Raw genomic sequence first — 18152 nt, 5'->3', positions numbered from 1 at the left:
GACTTGCATGCACTCCGTTTCAGTTGCGCGAGCAGCTCCAACGTTGTTGCGTCGCCTACCCGACCCAGTGTTAATCGCAAGGAAACTGCACCACCCTCATGGAATACAGAAGTTCATCGCAGAAATTCGCTGCAGCACTCGTCGTTGCCGTACTCGCCACGGGAGCGGTGGCGGCCCTTCTCCTCCTTCGCCCCACGCCACAGTCCTCGCAAACGGCACCGAACGTTGAACAGGCGGGCGGGCAGCGCAAGGATCCTTCTGCGCCGACACCCTCGGCTGCGTCACCCGCGTTACGGCCTGCCAACAGCACGAGCATGCTGTTTCCTGGTGTTCCGCAGAATCGCGATGGAATGGAACCCAAGGACGATGATCCATTTGATGGGCGTAGCCGCGCGGAGCAACGCTGGCTGGATGAACACGGCTATCCGAATACCGCGCAGTGGGCTTCCTATTCCAGCGCGCCCGATGCGTTGCTGGAACAAGCCGCCCACGGCGGCGACAAGCTTGCGCGCACCATGCTGGACTCGCGAAAGCTGCCCGATCGAACCGCCTTGGACCGGATGATGTCGTCCGCAGTGGACGGCAACTACTTTGCACTGCAACTGCTTGCGACTCATTTCGCATCCACCGGTCGAGCGGGAAACATCAACGCATACGCGGTTTCGCGCGTCCTGGAGATGCGCGCAGACCCTTCCGCCGCGCTTGGCAGGGAAATCATGTTCTCTGCACCGCTCACTATCGAAGAGCGGATGCAGGGGGAGGCCGAAGCGCTTCGTCTGAATGCCACATTCAACCAGCTCTACCAGGAACGAACCGGCGTCCCGTTCGTTCCCGATTACCGCCCGTTCCCCGTTGACAACTCGCAAGGATGGCAATGAAACCTGCAAGTAAATTCGTCCTGGCCACCGCTGCTTTCACCGTTACCGGTGTTGCTCTGGCCTGCACCGTTCTTCCAATGCTCCCGTTCTCGATATCGGTCGACCTGAAGGATATCGCGGCGGCCAAGCAAGCCGGTGCCTCATCCGCAGATGCGCCCAACCGGGCATTCCTGAAGAAGCTGGATGAGACCGCTGAAAGGACGTTCGGTGCGGATGCATGGCGCAACACGTCCTTCGTCGGCAACGTCATGTACAAAACAAAAATCATGATGATGACCGGCTCAAGCATGATCACCGTCAGCAAGCCGTGCGGGAAGTCGGCAGAAGAGTCAGGCGGCACCGAGGACAGCTTCGCCTCGACGCCCCCGTCTGGCGGTGGTGGTGGTGGCAGCACTGGCGGTGGTGGCGGGATCGGCGGCTGGTTCCCCGGTGGTGGCGGGTGCTTCGGCAACTGTCAGCCGCCGCCGCCCGGTCGCGTTGGTCCTATCGAGAATCTGCCACGATCCTGAGGGCACCACAATGAAAGGGCATCGCCGCAAGGTGCTGCCCTTGGCGCCCCTGACGCACCAGCCAGACGCCATCGGGGCGTCGTCACTGGACTTTGCTGGACGTTCAATTGGTGGGCCCACCAGGATTCGAACCTGGAACCAAGGGATTATGAGTCCCCTGCTCTAACCGTTGAGCTATAGGCCCGGCGCAGCGCCACAGTGTAGTGGAGCCTGCGCTCAACCGGCTACCCGCCGGCGCCAAGACACACTGAAAAACCCTCAGCCATCGCTGCGCAACGCCGCGCGCCCAGGCTTGCGCAACAGCTGGCTCACCCAAACCGCGCGCCCATCTCCCGCACCCGCTCGGCGTTCGCCCCCGCCAATGACCGCATTGCTGGCGACTGGATCCGCCCGTCAACAGCCACGCACTGCCAGAATGCTTCAGCCACCGGTGCCGCCCAGCGCAGATGCTGCAGATCACCACTGCCCAGCGGTGCGACCGGCGACAGCGGCTCGTCCGCGCGCAACACGCCCAGCTTTGACGGCGCCAGCGACATCGGCAGCATGTCGTAGACCGGCGCCAACGGCAGCGGGCCGCGATCAACGAAGTGGAAGGCGATGTTGCCGTGGTGCATGTCGCTGTTGCCGATCAGCCGCCCGAACGCGTGGCGTCGGCCCATCGCCTGCACGGTGTCGGCCGTCAGCCAGCCTTGATCACGCAGTTCGGCGCCTGCAACCGGCCACGCTGGGGTGACCTCGCCGGTGAACGCGGACGATAGCGACAGCAGCGAGACCAGGCCTCGCCGCCCCAGCAGATCGGGCGTGCGGTCGAAGCGCTCGATTTCCAGGAAGGTGTGCGTGGGCGACTGCAGCAGTTCACTGGACGCCGCGGCTTGTCCGGACTGGCGCAGGGCCTCAAGCGCCAGATGTTCGCAGACCAGCAGATCGCTCCAGCGCTGGGCGGCGGCGCCTTCATCGGGCTGCGCGAACTTGACCAGCACCGAGCGGCGCCTGCCGTGGACCTCCACGGTGGCGGTGAACTTGGGTTGCTCGCCACCCGGCGAGGAGCCCACATCCTCTCCGTCCAGCGCAGCACGCGCACGCTCGCAATACTGTGCAAGACGATCGTCGGCCGCAACCCGATCGATCGGCGCCTGCAACGTCTCCATCGCCGCCTCCACAGCAGCGATACCGAGCAGCAGATCGCCCGCTTCAGTCCCGCCAGCGGTTACCAGGGCCATCAACACATCGTCCGGTTGCCAGCCCTTGAGGTCCTTCGGCAGGCCGAGCGCCTGCCCACGGCCATGGGCGAAGCTGCGACCAAGAAATCCCTGCGGTCGCAGGTCATCCAGGTACCACGGTAAGTCAGGAAAGAAGGCAGCAACGTCACCTTCGGGCGCGCGTCGCAGGTTCGGGCAGTCAGGCCCGGCGTCGACATGGAAGCCGCCTCCTACCAGCGCAATTACCCGCCCCAGCTCCTCCAGCGTCGCATCTTCGCGCAGCCGGTACAGCGGCCATTCGCTGCCTGCCCGGGTGGGCCGCCGCAGCGCATAGGCGGTTGCCCGCGTTCTGCCCATGCGCACCACCTGCGGGCCACTGGCGGCCACCAGCCGGCTGAGCGCCATCCGGTCCACCCCCAGACGCTCGGCCAGCGCCGCGGCTGGTAGCGGCTGGCCGGGGGCCAGCTGAGCGATCAGATCCAATACCTGTGGGCGTTGAGCGCGTGGCATGTGCATGACGTAATACGAAACTTGTTACGTAATTAGCATCAAAAAAACGGGACTGCAAGCACGATCTTGCATCTATGAGCCTGAAAATAATGGACATATTCACGAAGCGCCAGCTTCGATGCGGATCTTTGTTACATTATTTGTTACGTAATTATATGGCCCTGCCGAGCACTGGCGGGGCGTTACAGGGATGTGGTGGCAAAGAAAAAACCCCGCCGAAGCGGGGTTTCTCTCAACACATCAGCCATCGCCGGATATCAATCGATATCCAGGAAGCTGCGCAACTGCTCCGAGCGGCTCGGGTGACGCAGCTTGCGCAGGGCCTTCGCTTCGATCTGGCGGATGCGCTCGCGGGTCACGTCGAACTGCTTGCCGACCTCTTCCAGCGTGTGGTCGGTGTTCATGTCGATGCCGAAGCGCATGCGCAGCACCTTGGCTTCCCTCGGGGTGAGGCCGGCCAGCACGTCGCGCACGGTTTCAGACAAGTTGATGTTGGTGGTGTTCTCGATCGGGGACTCCACGTTGGTGTCCTCGATGAAGTCGCCCAGATGGGAATCCTCGTCGTCACCGATCGGGGTTTCCATCGAGATCGGCTCCTTGGCGATCTTCATCACCTTGCGGATCTTGTCTTCCGGCATGTCCATTTCCTTGGCCAGCTCCTCCGGCGTGGCCTCGCGGCCGTACTGCTGGAGCATCTGGCGGGAAATGCGGTTCAACTTGTTGATCGTCTCGATCATGTGCACCGGGATACGGATGGTGCGCGCCTGGTCGGCGATCGAGCGGGTGATCGCCTGGCGGATCCACCAGGTGGCGTAGGTCGAGAACTTGTAGCCGCGGCGGTATTCGAACTTGTCCACCGCCTTCATCAGGCCGATGTTGCCTTCCTGGATCAGGTCCAGGAACTGCAGGCCGCGGTTGGTGTACTTCTTGGCAATCGAGATCACCAGGCGCAGGTTGGCCTCGACCATTTCCTTCTTGGCCTTGCGCGCCTTGGCTTCACCGTAGGCCATGGCACGGCTGATTTCCTTCAGCTCTTCCAGGTCCAGCTGGGTCAGCTTCTCGATGTCGATCGTCGCCTGCTGTTCGGCAATGATCTGGTCCTTCACTTCGCGCAGGGCCGACGACCACTTCTGCTTGCGCTTCAGTGCGTCTTCCACCCATTCCAGGTTGGTCTGGTTGCCTTCCCAGGAACGGATGAAGTCCTTGCGCGGCATGCGCGCGGTGACGGTGGCCAGGTTCAGCACACGGCGCTCATGCGACTTGATGTCGGCCATGGTGTCGCGCAGCTGCTTGGTCAGCACGTCGGTCAGCGGCAGCGGCAGCTTCAGGGTGACGAACACCGCCGACATCTCTTCGCGCAGGCGCGGCAGGTTCTTCTTGTCGCCCTTGGTCGCGGCTTTCTTGAACGCATTGAAGGCATCGCTCAGCGCCTGCATGCGCGCGGCGACTTCCTCCGGGTCCGGACCGGTCGGTGCGGCTTCTTCCTCGCCACCCTCGACATCATCGTCCTCGTCCTCGTCGCCTTCGGCGTCGGCATCGCTGCTGTCATCGGCAGCGACCGCCGGCGGCGCCGGCTCTTCGTCGACCAGATCATTGAACCCGACGATCACTTCGGCCAGGCGCTTCTTGCCTTCCTTGTGGGCTTCGTAGTCGTTCAGCAGCGACTCGACCGACACCGGGAACTGGCCGAGCGCGGCCTGGACCTGGGAGAGGCCTTCCTCGATGCGCTTGGCAATGGCGATTTCGCCTTCGCGGGTCAGCAGCTCGACGGTGCCCATTTCGCGCATGTACATGCGCACCGGGTCGGTGGTACGGCCACCTTCGGTGTCGAGCGCGCTCAGCGCGGCGGCAGCTTCTTCGGCCGCGGTGTCATCGACTTCGCGGTTGCCGGTGTTGCCGTCGTTGAGAAGCAGGGTTTCCACATCCGGCGCAACTTCATGGACATCGATGCCCATGCCGTTGATCATGCCGATGATGTCTTCGATCTGTTCCGGGTCGACCATGTCGTCCGGCAGATGGTCATTGACTTCGGCGTAGGTCAGGTAGCCCTGTTCCAGGCCCTTGCTGATCAGTTGCTTGATTTCGGATTGGGCAGGACGTTCGTTGGCCATGTAGTGCTCGCGCCACCGGCTGGGTAGGAAATAGGGAACGTAGCATTATACCAGCCCGGGGCCCCGCCTGCCGGGCGGTGGTCCCGCAGGCTCAGGGCCGGAGAAGGAAGGTCACAGGACCGTCATTGACCAGGCTGACGACCATATGGGCACCAAACCGGCCTGTTTCCACCCCTGGCGCGTGATTTTCACGGCAGATCTCGACAAATTGATTGAACCCGCGTTCAGCCTCCTCCGGCGCTGCGGCGCTGGTGAAGCTCGGCCGCATGCCCGAACGGGTGTCAGCGGCCAGGGTGAACTGGCTGACCAGCAACAGGCCGCCGCCGGTGTCACGCAGCGACCGGTTCATTTTCCCGGCCTCGTCGGCGAACACCCGGTAGCCCAGCAGGCGCTCGGCCATCCGTCGCAGCTGGGCCTCGGTATCGCCCGGCTCCATGCCCACCAGCGCCAGCAGGCCTGGTCCGATCTGGCCCACGGTTTCATCATCTACATGGACAGCAGCCTGGCTGACACGCTGGATCAGGACGAGCATCTGGGCTTCCAATGAACAGGGCCGGCCACGATAGCAGCGCCCTTGGCTAAACTGGCGCCAATGAATCCGCAACGCAAAGCCCGGCTGGTCCACCGCGCCACCACCCTGTTCGCCCGCCTGCCCTGGCCGCTGCTGCGGGCGTTCGCGCGCACCCTGGCGTGGGCCTGGATCCGTCTCAACGCCCGTGAGAGCCGTGTCACCCGGCGCAACCTCGAACTGGCCTACCCCGACCTGGACAGTGCCGCGCGGGACCGCCTGCACCGCGATCTCCTGCGCTCCACCGCGCTGCAGGCCATCGAGACCCTGCGGCTGTGGAGCCAGAGGCCGGCCGACAACCTGCGCCTGCATCTGAAGCAGCGCCACGGCGAGGCCCTGTACGACGCAGCCCTGGCCAGCGGCAAGGGCGTGATCGTGGCCGCGCCGCACTTCGGCAACTGGGAGCTGCTGAACCAGTGGCTGGCCTCGCGCGGGCAGATCGCCATCGTCTACAAGCCGCCGGAGGACGAGGCCAGCGATGCCTTCCTGCAGCTGGTGCGCGGCGGCCAGAACGTGCAGCAGGTGCGCGCCGAGGGTCCGGCCGTGCGCCAGCTGTTCAAGGTGCTCAAGGACGGCGGTGCCACCGGCATCCTGCCCGACCAGCAGCCCAAAGCCGGCGACGGCGTGTTCGTGCCGTTCTTCGGCGTGCAGGCACTGACCATGACCCTGGTCAACCGACTGGCCGAGCGCACCGGCGCCACCGTGCTGTACGGCTGGTGCGAGCGCATCGGGCCGGGCATGCAATTCGCCCTGCACATCGAACCGACCGACCCGGCCGTGGCCGACCCGGACCCGCAGGTGGCCGCCACCGCGCTCAACGCCGGCATCGAGCGCATCGCCCGCCGCGACCCGGCGCAGTACCAGTGGACCTACAAGCGCTATACGTTGCGGCCGCCGGGCAGCGGCGAGGAAGACCCGTACGCAACTGAGGAACACCCCCACTGACGGCCGCCTGCGACCACTGGCCGCACCACGTTGAATACGACGCCGTCGCCCCCATAGAGACTGCGATGTCCGCCTCCCCCGGTCCTGCCATGCCTGCTGCTTCTTCCCTGTTCGGCGATCCGGCCGCGATCCGCTGTGAGCGCGCGGTGGCCGAACTGCGCGCCGGTCGCCCGGTGCTGCTCCACGATGGCCACGGCCAGCGCCTGGCGGTGATCGCGCTGGACAGCGCCACGGCCAGCAGCTTCGCTGCCTTCGCCAATGCCGCCCGCGAGCGGCATTACCTGTTCCTGACCGCCACCCGCGCCCGCGTGCTCGGCGTGGAGGCCCCGCAAGGCGCACGCCTGCCGCTGGCCGGCGTTGCCTTCGATGCCCTCCCCTCGCTGGGCTACCTGCGCGAGCCGAGCCCAATGCCCGACGGCTGGACGGCGGGCGATGCCTTCGATGCCGGCGCGGTGGAACTGGCCCGCCTGGGCCTGTTGCTGCCGGCGATGGTGGCGGTACGCCTGGACGTTGATGACCGCACCTTCGAGGGCGCCGCCGAGGTGGCCCTGTGCGACCTGGCCGAAGGCGCAGCACATGCGGCCCACGACTACGAACTGGTGGCGCGTTCGCCGGTGCCGCTGCGCGATGTCGGCATGACCACCTTCGCGGTGTTCCGCGGCGGCGTGGCCCAGCGCGACCAGGTCGCGATCATCGTCGGCGAACCGGACCTGTCGGCGGTGGTGCCGGTGCGCGTGCACTCCTCATGCCTGACCGGCGACCTGTTCGGTTCGCTCAAGTGCGACTGTGGTGACCAGCTGCGGCGCGGCCTGCGCAAGCTGAAGGAGCTGGGCGGCGGCGTGTTGCTGTACCTGGACCAGGAAGGCCGTGGCACCGGCATCGCAGCCAAGATGCGTGCCTACGGCTACCAGCACGACGGCCTGGACACCATCGACGCCGATGCGCAGCTCGGCTTCGGCGCCGACGAGCGCCGCTACGGCAGTGCGGTGGCCATGCTGCACGGCCTTGGCATTTCGCGCGTGGCGCTGCTCAGCAACAACCCGACCAAGGCACAGCGCCTGCGCAATGCCGGCATCGAGGTACTGGACTGCATTCCTGTCACCGGCGAGATCACCGCCGAGAACGAGCACTACCTGCGCACCAAGGCCGATCGCGCAGGACATCTGCTGGACGTGGATGCGCTGATCCAGGCTGCCCAGTAACGCAGCCGACCTGCTACCGTCTGCGCGGTGCGGCTACCGCCGCCACCGCTCGCCCTGCCACCTGACGGAGCCCGCGTGACCGACATCTCCCTGACCGCTCCGCCCGCCGACGCGTGGCAGTCGCTGCCGCGCCGCGCCGCGCGGCTGGCGGCATTGGAAGGCGCTTTCGGCGGCCTGTTTGTGCCAGGCCTGCCGCTGGCGGCCGCATGGTGGTTCTTCGATCTACCCGGCGGCGCGTGGGTCGCCGCCCTCGGGCTGCTGGCAGGGGCTGCATGTGGCGCATGGCTCAGCCACCGCCGCCTGGTCCGCACCCGTTGGCGGCTGGACGCACAGGGCCTGGGCCTGCGGCGAGACCTGATGTGGCAGCTGGAAACCCGTATTCCCATTTCGCGCGTACAACACCTGGACCTGCGCAGGGGCCCGCTGGAACGCCGTGCAGGACTTGCCACGCTGATCGTGCATACCGCCGGCACCCGCATGAGCGCAGTGACCGTGAGCGGCCTGGATGAAACCGACGCCGAGCGTCTGCGCGACACCCTTTCGCACCAGCTCGACCAGGACGCTGACGCCCTGTGAGCCTGCCACCGCCTCTGCCTGCAGCACTGCGCGCCGGTGGCGAGGACCACCGCCTGCACCCGTGGTCATGGCTGTTCGTGCTGCTGATGCAGCTGCGCCACTACTTCCTGCCGCTGGTCGCACTGCTGGTATTCGGTCAGCGCGGCGACCACGATCCGATGTGGGCGCAGTTGATCCCACTGTCGGCGATCGCCGCGCTGGTCCTGGTCTCGGTGCTGCAGTACCTCAGCTACCGTTACCGCATCGGCAGCGATGCGATCACCGTGCGCAGCGGTCTGCTTGCGCGCAACCGGCGCGAGATTCCGTTCGCCCGCATCCACAACGTGGAAGTGCGGCAGAATCCGCTGCACCGGCTGTTCGGCGTGGCCGAGCTGCGCCTGGAGTCGGCCGGCGGCGTGCGCCCCGAAGCGGAAATGCGAGTGCTGAAGCTGGACCAGGCGCTGGCGCTGGAACGTCTCGTGCGCCAGCGCGGGCAGGCACCGCAGGCCGCCGACGCTGTCCCCGCGCCTGCGGTCACCGTGGCCGACACCGAACACGTCCTGCTGCGCCTGTCCAGCTGGGACGTGATGCGCATGGGCCTGCTCTCCAATCGGGGCTGGGCACTGGCGGTTGCCGCCTTCGGCGTGCTGTTCCAGACCGTGCCGCGGCCGGTGATGGACGAAGCCATCCAACGTGGTGGCCGCGAGGCTTTCGGTTACGCCAGCCACCTGCACCCCGGCGTAGCAGGCGCTTTCCTGCTGCTGGCCGCCGCACTGCTGCTGGGCTGGCTGGCGCTGCGCGTGCTGTCGGTGGTACTGACCCTGCTGCGCTATCACGGCTTTACCCTCAGCGAGCAGGATCGCCGCCTGACCGTCTCCGCCGGTCTGCTCAGCCGCACCCGCAGCAGTGTCGCGCGTCGCCGCATCCAGGCCTGGACGCTGCGCGAAACCACCCTGCATCGCTGGTTCGGCCTGCGCCAGCTGCGCATCGACAGCGCTGCCGGTGGCCCTGCGCGCGATGAGGACCGCGCCCTGCGCGAGCTGGCACCACTGGCCCAGGCGACGCGCTGCGAGCAGCTGGTGCAGCACCTGTTGCCTCAGCTGCAGTGGCCGCCGACGCAATGGCACTCCATTCCGCAGCGTGGCTGGTGGCGGCTGTGCCTGGGAACGCTGCTGCTGGTACCCCTGTTGGCCGCAGCCGCGTACTGGCGCTGGGGGCCATGGGGCCTGCTGGTGCTGGCGTGGCTGCCGGTGGCGCTGCTGGTCGCTCATCGGCAGATGGCACGCATGGCCTGGCACCTGGACGAGCACTACGTGGCAGTGCGTGGCGGTTGGTGGAAGCGCTGGTGGCGCTGGGCCGAACTGGACAAGGTGCAGGGCCTGCGCCTGCTGCGCTCGCCGCTGGACAAGCTGTTGGGCACCAGCAGCCTGCAGCTGGATACTGCCGGCGCGCATGGCGATGTGGCATTGACCCTGCACCATCTGCCGCAGGCACAGGCGCAGCAGGTGATGGATCAGCTGGCTGCGGCGCTGGCGCGGCGCAAGCTGCGCTGGTAGGTAGTGCCGGGGGGCGGGGGGCCCCCCCCCCCCACCCCCCCCCGCGGGGGCCGGCCCCCCCCCGGCACTACCGCGAGCGGGGGCGCGCATCCACGCACGGCATGGATCTACTCTAGAGCCGAGCCAATGCTCGGGTTACCGCTGCGACGGGCCCCAGTAGCCCAGGTCCCTGCGGATCTGCAGATCACGCATCCAGCTGCCGAACGGCTTGCGCCGCAGCGCACCCATTTCACCGGACAGGAAATCCTCGGTGGCCGCGATTACCCGCTCGCTGGACAGGCCGTCGCGGTACGGATGGATGGCATCGGCATAGCGCACGATCTCCGCCTGCAGCGCCGCGTCCGGGTGCAGCGCACGCGTCAGCATCGCCTGCAGCTGCGCAGGATCATTGAAGTCGATCATGTGTGGCTTGGGCACGCGGTTGCGGAAGGTCACCACCGGCTTGTGCTGCACGATGAACTCCGAAACGATCGACGAGGTATCCGACACCAGCACATCGGCGGCGCGCTGCGCGGCCATCACCTGCTCCGGCTCGATGAAGCGGGCATTGGCGCCGGCCAGCGCGCGGTAGCGTTCGAACAGGTCCTGCGGGCACTTCGGGTGCAGGGTGAGAAGCCAGTAATGGTCACCGGCGGCGATATCGGCGGCGATCTGCGGGTGCAGGTGCGGCGCTGCGCTCAGGCGCTCGGTGAAGGTCGAACCGAACAGGATCACCGGGCGTCCTCCAGCGGCGGCGCGCAGCGCGGCGCTCTCGCCACCATCGTCGCGGAACAGCGGATCCAGCTTCGGCCAACCCGTCTCGGCCACCGCGAAGTGGCCCTGCAGGGCCGCGATCTCACGAAACGGCGCGGTGGTGGCCGGCCCCTGCGTGCAGTACAGGTCGAACATGCCGCGCACCCGGAAGTGGCCGCGCGCGCTGTCCCGCTTCTCCACGTTGAAGCCATGGAACAGCTGCACCTTGGCGCCCGAAAGGAACGTCGGCACCCAGTTGGCCGCGCTGAACACCGCCCGCGGACGCAGGGCCAGGGCCTGCTTCAGGCCCACGTTGGGCACCCCCGGCAGGCTGCTGCCGGCCGCGCCGTCCTCGAACCAAGCCGCTACCTCCTGCCCGGATGCGTGCAAGGCCTGCGCCAACGGGGCGAGAATAGGCAGCGCATAGCGCTCCGTCGCAAACAACAGGTACCCGGCCATCATGTCCTCCACGACCGCTCCCATCGAACGGCCTCGCATCTCGGCGTGCATTATCGCGTTCAACGAGGCCGGGCGCATCGGCGACTGCCTGGCCTCGCTGGCGTTCTGCGATGAGATCGTGGTGGTGGACTCGTACTCCACCGATGCCACCGTCGCCATCGCCGAAGCTGCCGGCGCCCGTGTTCTGCAGCGCCGGTTCGACGGTTTCCGCAGCCAGAAGGCATTCTGCGTCGAGCAGGCCCGCCACGACTGGGTACTGTGCCTGGATGCCGACGAACGGATCAGTCCGGAACTGCGCGCGGCCATCGAACAGGCCCGCGACAGTGGCTTCAGCGGCCATGCCGGCTACCGTTTCGCCCGCCTGTCGGAGTATTTCGGCAGGTTCCTGCGCCATGGCAATGCCTACCCGGACCGGGTGTTGCGCCTGTTCGACCGCCGCCAGGGCGGCTGGCGCGGCAAGCGCGAGATCCACGAGGCTGCCAGCGTCGACGGCAGCGTCGGTACCCTGCGCGGCGACCTGGTCCACTATCCCTACCGCTCATTGCAGCAGCAGCTGGCCAAGACCGAGAAATACGCGCGGATGATGGCCGAGCACGAGTTCGCACGCGGTAAGCGGGCCACGCTGGGCAAGCTGGTGCTGGCGCCGGCCTGGCGGTTCTGGCGCGGCTTCCTGTTCCGTGGCGGCTTCCGCGACGGCTGGCATGGACTGGTCTATGCCTACGTACGCGCCAACTACGTGCGGCAGAAAACCATCATGCTGTGGATGCTGGGCAACGGCCAGGCCGTGGCTGACCCGCCGAACCCCTGATCGCCCGGCCCTGTCCGGGGCGCCGCTGGATCACGCCCCGGTGATTGCCCGGTGGCGCGCGCCCTCGACGATCGACAGGCCGGTCAGCAGGCCGACCAGGGTCACGTAGAAACTGGCTGTCATCTGGTGCGCGAACATCGACTGGGTCAGGCCGCACAGTGCGTAGGTGATCACCAGCATGATACCGGCTGCGGCCGGCCCCCGGAAGGTCGACCGTCCGCTGCGGCGATGCAGGCGCACGAACAACCAGAGCGGGATGCCATACACCGCCAGCAACAGCAGCAGGCCCGGTACGCCCTGGGTCGCTGCCCATTCGGCAACATCGTTGTGCGCATGCCCCAGGTGGCAACGCAACTCTTCCGGGTTCTCACGGCAGACCGGCACGCGCAGCATCGCGCTGTCGAAATGACCGATGCCAACACCCACCACCGGGTGGTCGAGGAAGGTCTCCCAGGCCACCTGCAGGCGTTCCACGCGGGCACCGGCGGAAGAATCACTGTCGCCCAACTCCATCCGCTGCACGTCACTGTGCAGCTCGCTCAGGCGGACCTGGTGGCGCAGTTCCGGTACCGACAGCAGCAGGGTCGCACCGATCGCCAGCATGCCTGCGAGCACCGACAGGCGCGCCGCGCCGGTGCGCCAGCGCAGGCTCAACGTCAGCACCACCAGCAGCGCCAGCAAGGCGGCGAACACACCGCGGCTGCCGGTCAGCACGATGGTGCCGCAGCCGGCCGCCATGCCGAGGATCACCAGCGACCAGCGCCGCGACGGGCGACAGAACACCAGCAGCACCATCAAAACCATCACGATGTCGGCCAGCACGATGGCGTTGGTGAACAACTGTGCGCGCGGGGCGCCACCCAGCACCTGCCACAGTGACATCGCAAAGGCGGCGAGCAGGCCGGTCAATGATCCGTACCAGAGCCACCGCACGTCGGGACGCAGCGCGCAGACCCACAGCGCGATCCACGGGATCACCACGAACCGCGACCGGTTGTCGACGTCACGCAGGCCCTGCTCGAACAACACTACCGACATTAGGCCGAGCGCCAGCACCGCCAGCATCAGCCAGGCCAGCAATTTCACCGGCTGGCCGGCCATCCCGCGCGCGCGCCACAGCAGCTCCGGCGCCAGCAGCGTGCTCAGCAGTAGCAGCAGGCCATACGGCAACAGGTTGATGGGCAAGGTCAGCACCAGTGCCGGCAGGCAGAACAGGCCCAGTTGGGCCAGCCCATGCGCCACCCGCTGACGTCCGCCGGCGGGAACGCCCAGCGGATCGCCGGCCATGAGGTTCAGGTTGTCCGGTGAAGCTGGCACGTCGGGAAGTATCGCTGCAATCGGCTGGAAAGAACGGGAAGGGGCGGTGCAGGCCATCCCGGCCTGCCGTTTTACTGCCTTTGGCCCCGCTTGGACAGACTGGACAAGCAGGAAGGGGGAGACTAGTCATGTTCCTGCAGACGCCGTTCACGTTCCCGCTCCGCTGCGGTGACCACGCAGGGCACCTTCACCGCCGCCGCCGGCACCAGCCACCAGCGCCGCCGGTTGGCTACGCCGGCCAGTTCAGAGCGGCTGCGGTCGACGCACGACAGCATTGCGTACTCGTGGACCAGCAACCAACGGCGTTCGGGCGCAAGCCGCTGCCAGCGCGTGGCCGCAATCAGCTGCTCGTCCCAGTCCGACTCGAAACCGAAGGTCGCTGCGGGGCGGTCGGCCAGCAGCAGATGCTGCTCCTTCCAGGCCACCAGCCCAAGCTCGGCATCCGGGCCCAGCCGTGTACCAACCGTGCGCATCAGGCCGCGGGCGGAACTGGAATCGTTCAGCAGCGGGTAGCCGACCAGGCTGTACAGCACCCAGACCATCGCCAGGGTCGACACCAGCGCCAGATGCCGGCGACGACCGCAGGCCAGCAGGCTCAATGCGCCCCACACGCCCATCGCCAGGATCGTCCAGGCCAGCGCGTCGACGGCGCCGGGCGCCAGTCCGCGGCTGTGGGTCAGGCGCAGCTCGAAGGCCGGGTCGCCCAGCACCGCCATCGCGCCAGCCAGGACCAGGCCCAGTGACAGCAGGCCGGTGAACACTCCCACCACGGCCTGCACATCGCGCCGCTTCAGCAGCCCCGGCAGCAACGGCGCCAGCGCCAGGCAGAACATCGGCAGCGCCGGCAGGATGTAGACATCGCGCTTGCCGTCGGGGATCGAGAAGAACAGCACCACCATCAACCACCAGGACAGCGGCAGCAGATAGCGCGGATCGCGCCGGCGCAGCCGCCGCAACCAAGCCGGAAGCGCCCACGGCAGCAGCAGGAACGCGGGAATCCACATCGACGGCATGATCGCCAGGAAGTACCACCAGGGCTGGTGGTGGTCCCACGAGTGCGTATAGCGACGCGCCGTCTGCTGGAACAGGATGTCGTCCATGTACGCGCGGTATTCGTCCGAACCGGTGGCAAAACCGGCCAGCAGCATCGGCGCCAGCCACAACGACACCGCCAGCAGGAAGGCCAGCGGCGCCAGCCAGAAGCGGGCATCGCGCGCGTGCAGTGCCACCCGTGGCCATTGCAGTACCGCAGCGGTCACCGCCGGCACGATCATCAGCAGCGCCAGCATGCCCACGCCCTTGGTGATCACGCCGATGCCAGCGAAGAACCAGCCCAGCCACCACCAGCGCCAGCCTGGTCCCAGCAACAGGTGGCGCAGCAGGCCGTAGTTGGCCAGGGTGATGAACAGCAGCAGCAGTGGATCGATCTGCGCCTTCTTCGCCTGGAAGGTGAACTGCAGCGCGAACAGCAGCGCCCAGCCGGCGTAAAGCCCCACCCGCCGTGTCCACAGCCGCCGCCCGAGGTCGACCACGCACCACAGCGTACCCAGTGCCGCCAGCAGCGACGGCAGCAGGAAGGCCACGCGCCACTGCCCGACCAGGCCGTACAGCGTAGCCTGCCACCACATCAGCATCGGCGGCTTGTCCGAATACAACTCGGTACCGCGGTGCGGGAACAGCCAGTGGCCGCTGTCGACCATCTGCTTGGCCACCAGCGCAAAGCGCGGCTCGTCCGATGGCCACGGATCACGAAGGCCCAGCCCGGCCCCCAGCAGCAGCAGGGCCATCGCCACGAACAACCACGTCTCGCGCGACGCGCGGGAGTTCAGCATGGGACTCGGAACGTCAGCGGGGGTCAGGCTGTTTTTAGCAGACGCGCGTAAAAGAATCCGTCAGCATCGCTGTCACCCGGCAGTCGCTGGCGCGCGATTCCCTCGCAGTCCAGGCCGAATCGGTCATCCAGCGGCTCTGCCACCGCGTCCGGGTGCCATTTCAGGAACGCCCGCACTTGGTCGATGTTCTCCGCACGCAGGATCGAGCAGGTGGCATACAGCAGCACGCCGCCCGGACGCAGCATCGACCAGCAGGCCTCCAGCAGGCGGGCCTGCACACCGACCAGCGCATCGATATCCTCGGCACGTCGGTGGAACATCACATCCGGCTGCCGCCGGATCACGCCGGTGGCCGAGCACGGGGCATCGAGCAGGATCGCGTCGAACGGCACGCCATCCCACCAGGCACCCGGATCACTGGCATCGGCAGCCAGGGTCTGCGCATGCTCGCCCACGCCAGTGCGAACGTAGGTGTCACGTGCACGGGCCAGGCGGCGCGCGTCGATATCCAGCGCCAGCAGGCGCAGGCCGGGGTCGCGCTCCAGCAGGTGCGCCGACTTGCCACCGGGGGCCGCACAGGCGTCCAGCACGCGGGCACCGGCCGCCGGGGCCAGCGCGTCGGCCGCACACTGCGCCGACAGGTCCTGCACCGAGATGGCGCCTTCGGCGAAGCCGGGCAGCTGATTCACGGCAACCGGCGAGGCCAGGCGCAACGCGTCGGCGCTGAGCGGACTGGCTTGCGCGGTAATGCCAGCTTCGGCCAGCGTCGCCAGTGCCTTATCGCGGCCGCCCTGCTGGCGGTTGGCGCGCAACCACAACGGCGCCGGCTGCAGGCTGGCGGCAAAGATCGCCTCGGCCTGGGCCGGCCAGTCGCGCTCGACGGCATCGGCCAGCCACGCCGGGAAGGCATCGCGCGCAGGCTGTTCCGGGAAACCTTCGCGCTGCGCGCGGCGCAGGATCGCATTGACCAGGCCCGCCTGGCGCTCACGACCCAGGGCACGCGCGGCATCGACCGTGGCCGACAACGCCGCGTGCGCCGGCAACGCCAGCACGTCCAGTTGGGCGAACCCGACCATCAGCAGCGTGCGCAGGTCGGCATCACGCGCCGACAGCGGCTTCTGCATCCACGACTGCAGCGCCGCGTCATAGGTACTGCGGCGGCGCAGGACGGCGAAGCACAGCGCTTCCAGCAGCGCGCGGTCGCGGCTGTCGGCCAGCTTCGGCAGCGCCCAGGCCAGTTCGGCCTTCAGCGACCGGCCACGGGTGAACACCTGTGCCAGCACGCGTGCGGCCAGCATGCGCGTGGCCGCTCCCGGCGCCGCCTTGGCGACGGAGAAATCGTTCTGCTTCGACACCGCTTATGCTCCCACGCGCAGATCGCGGCGGGCGTTGAGGTAGTCGGCCGCAGTAATCGCCTTGCCACCTTCCCGCTGGAGTACACGCAGGCGCAGTGCGCCCTGGCCACAGGCGATGTCGATGCCATCACGGCCGGCGGCCAGCACCGTGCCCGGCGCCTGGCCGTGGTCTGCCTCCAGTGCCACCGCGCCATGGATGCGCACGCGTTCGCCGGCCAGCGTTGCCTCGGCGATCGGCCACGGATTGAACGCGCGCACGGTACGCGCCAGCGCGCCGGCGTCCTGCGCCCAGTCCAGCCTGGCTTCGGCCTTGTCCAGCTTGTGCGCATACGTCACGCCCTGTTCCGGCTGCGGCCGCGCGATCGGCTTGATGCCCGCGCGCAGCAGGCCCAGGCCATCGGACAACACCTGGGCACCAAGCTCGGCCAGCTTGTCATGCAGCTGGCCGCCGGTATCGGTGGCCGCGATCGGCAGTTCCTGGTGCAGCAGCACCGGGCCGGTGTCCAGGCCGGCCTCCATCTGCATGAGGCAGACGCCGGTCTTCGCATCGCCGGCCTGGATCGCACGCTGGATCGGCGCGGCACCGCGCCAGCGCGGCAGCAGCGAGGCATGCACGTTCCAGCAGCCATGGGTCGGAATGGCCAGCACCGCCTTGGGCAGGATCAGGCCATAGGCCACTACCACCATCAGATCCGGCTGCAGGTCGCGCAGCTGCTGCTGGGCGGCCGCGTCCTTCAGCGACTCCGGCTGGTAGACCGGAATGCCACGGGCCACGGCTTCCAGCTTGACCGGCGACGGCGCCAGGCCACGGCCACGGCCGGCCGGACGATCAGGCTGGGTGTAGACGGCCACGACCTCATGATGGCGCGCAGCCGCGCGCAGCGATGACACCGCGAATTCCGGCGTACCGGCAAAGACAATCCTCATGGCTACCCCACTTGCAGGATGGATTCGTGCAGGAAAGAAAACGGCGCCGTCGGCCGGCGCCGTACAGCCCGCGCTTGCCGCGCAGGCGCGGGCCACCCGAAGGGTGGCCCGGATTGGCGATCACGCCACGTGCTTGCGCTGCTTGGCCAGCTTCTTGCGCACCATCTCGCGCTTGAGCGGCGACAGATAGTCGATGAACAGCTTGCCGTCCAGGTGATCCATCTCATGCTGGATGCAGGTGGCCAGCACTTCGCCGGCTTCCATCTGCTGTTCCTGGCCGTTGCGGTCCAGGTATTTCACGGTGATGGTATCGGCACGGGTGACGTCAGCGAAGATGCCCGGAACCGACAGGCAGCCTTCCTGGTACACCCGGCCCCCGTCCTTGGCGACGATCTCCGGGTTGATGAACACCTGCGGTTCATTCTTTTCTTCGCTGACGTCGATGACCATGAAGCGCTTGTGCACGTCCACCTGGGTGGCAGCCAGGCCGATGCCCGGCGAGTCGTACATGGTCTGGAACATGTTGTCGATCAGTTCCTGGAAGGCCGGCGTGGTGACTTCAGCAGCGTCGATCAACGCGGCCTTGGTACGCAGGCGCGGATCGGGGAACTCGAGAATGGGGAGAAGGGCCATGGCTGTTTCCGGGTAATGGGCCGGCACGCCGGCATACGTCGCAGATTCTAGCTCCA

Annotated in this window: 16 protein-coding genes and 1 tRNA gene; 7 read left to right on the top strand and 10 right to left on the bottom strand. The window is 67.3% G+C overall.

Annotated features, from left to right (window positions below):
- Window positions 1–314: 314 nt before the first annotated feature.
- Together R5H29_RS10925 and R5H29_RS10920 are read left to right on the top strand one after the other, a co-directional pair.
- Complete coding sequence (locus R5H29_RS10925) at window positions 315–878, top strand: hypothetical protein (RefSeq protein ID WP_134743510.1); 564 nt, start codon at window positions 315–317, stop codon at window positions 876–878.
- Window positions 875–1387: a hypothetical protein gene (locus tag R5H29_RS10920; RefSeq protein WP_155030172.1), complete on the top strand. Its 513-nt coding sequence runs from the start codon at window positions 875–877 to the stop codon at window positions 1385–1387. Before R5H29_RS10925 ends, R5H29_RS10920 begins: the two co-directional genes overlap by 4 nt.
- Window positions 1388–1495: 108 nt before the next feature.
- Here the strand turns inward: R5H29_RS10920 and R5H29_RS10915 are convergent.
- The 4 genes from R5H29_RS10915 to dtd form a co-directional block, all read right to left on the bottom strand.
- Window positions 1496–1571: transfer RNA gene (locus R5H29_RS10915), tRNA-Ile, on the bottom strand.
- Between the two features lie 124 nt (window positions 1572–1695).
- Window positions 1696–3069, bottom strand: a complete 1374-nt coding sequence (gene yjjJ / locus R5H29_RS10910; RefSeq protein WP_239502419.1) for a type II toxin-antitoxin system HipA family toxin YjjJ — start codon at window positions 3067–3069, stop codon at window positions 1696–1698.
- A 284-nt stretch (window positions 3070–3353) separates the two neighbouring features.
- Window positions 3354–5207 (bottom strand): RNA polymerase sigma factor RpoD, encoded by a 1854-nt coding sequence (gene rpoD / locus R5H29_RS10905; protein ID WP_019660768.1) that lies wholly within the window; start codon window positions 5205–5207, stop codon window positions 3354–3356.
- Between the two features lie 91 nt (window positions 5208–5298).
- Window positions 5299–5739: a D-aminoacyl-tRNA deacylase gene (gene dtd, locus R5H29_RS10900; protein WP_019660769.1), complete on the bottom strand. Its 441-nt coding sequence runs from the start codon at window positions 5737–5739 to the stop codon at window positions 5299–5301.
- Between the two features lie 60 nt (window positions 5740–5799).
- Here dtd and R5H29_RS10895 point away from each other — a divergent pair, with 60 nt between their 5' ends.
- The 4 genes from R5H29_RS10895 to R5H29_RS10880 all read left to right on the top strand — a co-directional run bounded on the left by R5H29_RS10895 (window position 5800) and on the right by R5H29_RS10880 (window position 10033).
- Window positions 5800–6720, top strand: coding sequence for a lauroyl acyltransferase (locus tag R5H29_RS10895; RefSeq protein ID WP_021203245.1), 921 nt, complete (start codon window positions 5800–5802; stop codon window positions 6718–6720).
- Window positions 6721–6785: 65 nt separating this feature from the next.
- Window positions 6786–7922 (top strand): GTP cyclohydrolase II RibA, encoded by a 1137-nt coding sequence (ribA, locus tag R5H29_RS10890; protein ID WP_332329172.1) that lies wholly within the window; start codon window positions 6786–6788, stop codon window positions 7920–7922.
- Between the two features lie 75 nt (window positions 7923–7997).
- Window positions 7998–8498, top strand: coding sequence for a PH domain-containing protein (locus R5H29_RS10885; RefSeq protein WP_021203244.1), 501 nt, complete (start codon window positions 7998–8000; stop codon window positions 8496–8498).
- On the top strand, window positions 8495–10033 hold the full coding sequence (locus tag R5H29_RS10880; protein WP_188249656.1) for a PH domain-containing protein: 1539 nt from the start codon (window positions 8495–8497) through the stop codon (window positions 10031–10033). The genes R5H29_RS10885 and R5H29_RS10880 overlap by 4 nt, the downstream gene beginning before the upstream one ends.
- Before the next feature lie 135 nt (window positions 10034–10168).
- On the opposite strand, the gene R5H29_RS10875 is transcribed toward R5H29_RS10880, so the two are convergent.
- Window positions 10169–11227, bottom strand: coding sequence for a CDP-glycerol glycerophosphotransferase family protein (locus R5H29_RS10875; RefSeq protein ID WP_164143980.1), 1059 nt, complete (start codon window positions 11225–11227; stop codon window positions 10169–10171).
- Between R5H29_RS10875 and R5H29_RS10870 the strand changes: the two genes are divergently transcribed.
- The gene (locus R5H29_RS10870) at window positions 11226–12032 is read left to right on the top strand and encodes a glycosyltransferase family 2 protein (RefSeq protein ID WP_021203241.1); all 807 of its coding nucleotides are present in this window, start codon (window positions 11226–11228) and stop codon (window positions 12030–12032) included. The two genes, R5H29_RS10875 and R5H29_RS10870, sit on opposite strands and share 2 nt — an antisense overlap.
- 30 nt (window positions 12033–12062) lie before the next feature.
- On the opposite strand, the gene R5H29_RS10865 is transcribed toward R5H29_RS10870, so the two are convergent.
- The 5 genes from R5H29_RS10865 to def all read right to left on the bottom strand — a co-directional run bounded on the left by R5H29_RS10865 (window position 12063) and on the right by def (window position 18096).
- Window positions 12063–13319, bottom strand: a complete 1257-nt coding sequence (locus R5H29_RS10865; RefSeq protein ID WP_197575116.1) for an O-antigen ligase — start codon at window positions 13317–13319, stop codon at window positions 12063–12065.
- Between the two features lie 152 nt (window positions 13320–13471).
- Window positions 13472–15181: a glycosyltransferase family 39 protein gene (locus R5H29_RS10860; protein WP_197575092.1), complete on the bottom strand. Its 1710-nt coding sequence runs from the start codon at window positions 15179–15181 to the stop codon at window positions 13472–13474.
- Between the two features lie 23 nt (window positions 15182–15204).
- Window positions 15205–16536, bottom strand: coding sequence for a 16S rRNA (cytosine(967)-C(5))-methyltransferase RsmB (gene rsmB, locus R5H29_RS10855; protein ID WP_021203239.1), 1332 nt, complete (start codon window positions 16534–16536; stop codon window positions 15205–15207).
- A 3-nt stretch (window positions 16537–16539) separates the two neighbouring features.
- Window positions 16540–17463 (bottom strand): methionyl-tRNA formyltransferase, encoded by a 924-nt coding sequence (gene fmt / locus R5H29_RS10850; RefSeq protein ID WP_111113035.1) that lies wholly within the window; start codon window positions 17461–17463, stop codon window positions 16540–16542.
- Between the two features lie 120 nt (window positions 17464–17583).
- Window positions 17584–18096, bottom strand: coding sequence for a peptide deformylase (gene def, locus R5H29_RS10845; RefSeq protein ID WP_332329171.1), 513 nt, complete (start codon window positions 18094–18096; stop codon window positions 17584–17586).
- Between the last annotated feature and the right edge of the window lie 56 nt (window positions 18097–18152).

Origin of the sequence: Stenotrophomonas sp. A3_2 (genome assembly GCF_036624925.1) — a bacterium.
Taxonomy (GTDB): Bacteria; Pseudomonadota; Gammaproteobacteria; order Xanthomonadales; family Xanthomonadaceae; genus Stenotrophomonas; species Stenotrophomonas hibiscicola.
This window is presented reverse-complemented; position numbering and strand designations above follow the sequence as displayed.

Bases quoted from the DNA above. Each gene is read 5' to 3' on its own strand.
- dtd (WP_019660769.1), bottom strand. From the start codon at position 5,739: ATGCTCGTCCTGATCCAGCGTGTCAGCCAGGCTGCTGTCCATGTAGAT.
- R5H29_RS10865 (WP_197575116.1), bottom strand. From the start codon at position 13,319: ATGGCCGGCGATCCGCTGGGCGTTCCCGCCGGCGGACGTCAGCGGGTG.
- fmt (WP_111113035.1), bottom strand. From the start codon at position 17,463: ATGAGGATTGTCTTTGCCGGTACGCCGGAATTCGCGGTGTCATCGCTG.
- R5H29_RS10895 (WP_021203245.1), top strand. From the start codon at position 5,800: ATGAATCCGCAACGCAAAGCCCGGCTGGTCCACCGCGCCACCACCCTG.
- def (WP_332329171.1), bottom strand. From the start codon at position 18,096: ATGGCCCTTCTCCCCATTCTCGAGTTCCCCGATCCGCGCCTGCGTACC.
- R5H29_RS10920 (WP_155030172.1), top strand. From the start codon at position 875: ATGAAACCTGCAAGTAAATTCGTCCTGGCCACCGCTGCTTTCACCGTT.
- R5H29_RS10860 (WP_197575092.1), bottom strand. From the start codon at position 15,181: ATGCTGAACTCCCGCGCGTCGCGCGAGACGTGGTTGTTCGTGGCGATG.
- R5H29_RS10875 (WP_164143980.1), bottom strand. From the start codon at position 11,227: ATGATGGCCGGGTACCTGTTGTTTGCGACGGAGCGCTATGCGCTGCCT.
- R5H29_RS10870 (WP_021203241.1), top strand. From the start codon at position 11,226: ATGTCCTCCACGACCGCTCCCATCGAACGGCCTCGCATCTCGGCGTGC.
- rpoD (WP_019660768.1), bottom strand. From the start codon at position 5,207: ATGGCCAACGAACGTCCTGCCCAATCCGAAATCAAGCAACTGATCAGC.
- ribA (WP_332329172.1), top strand. From the start codon at position 6,786: ATGTCCGCCTCCCCCGGTCCTGCCATGCCTGCTGCTTCTTCCCTGTTC.
- R5H29_RS10925 (WP_134743510.1), top strand. From the start codon at position 315: ATGCTGTTTCCTGGTGTTCCGCAGAATCGCGATGGAATGGAACCCAAG.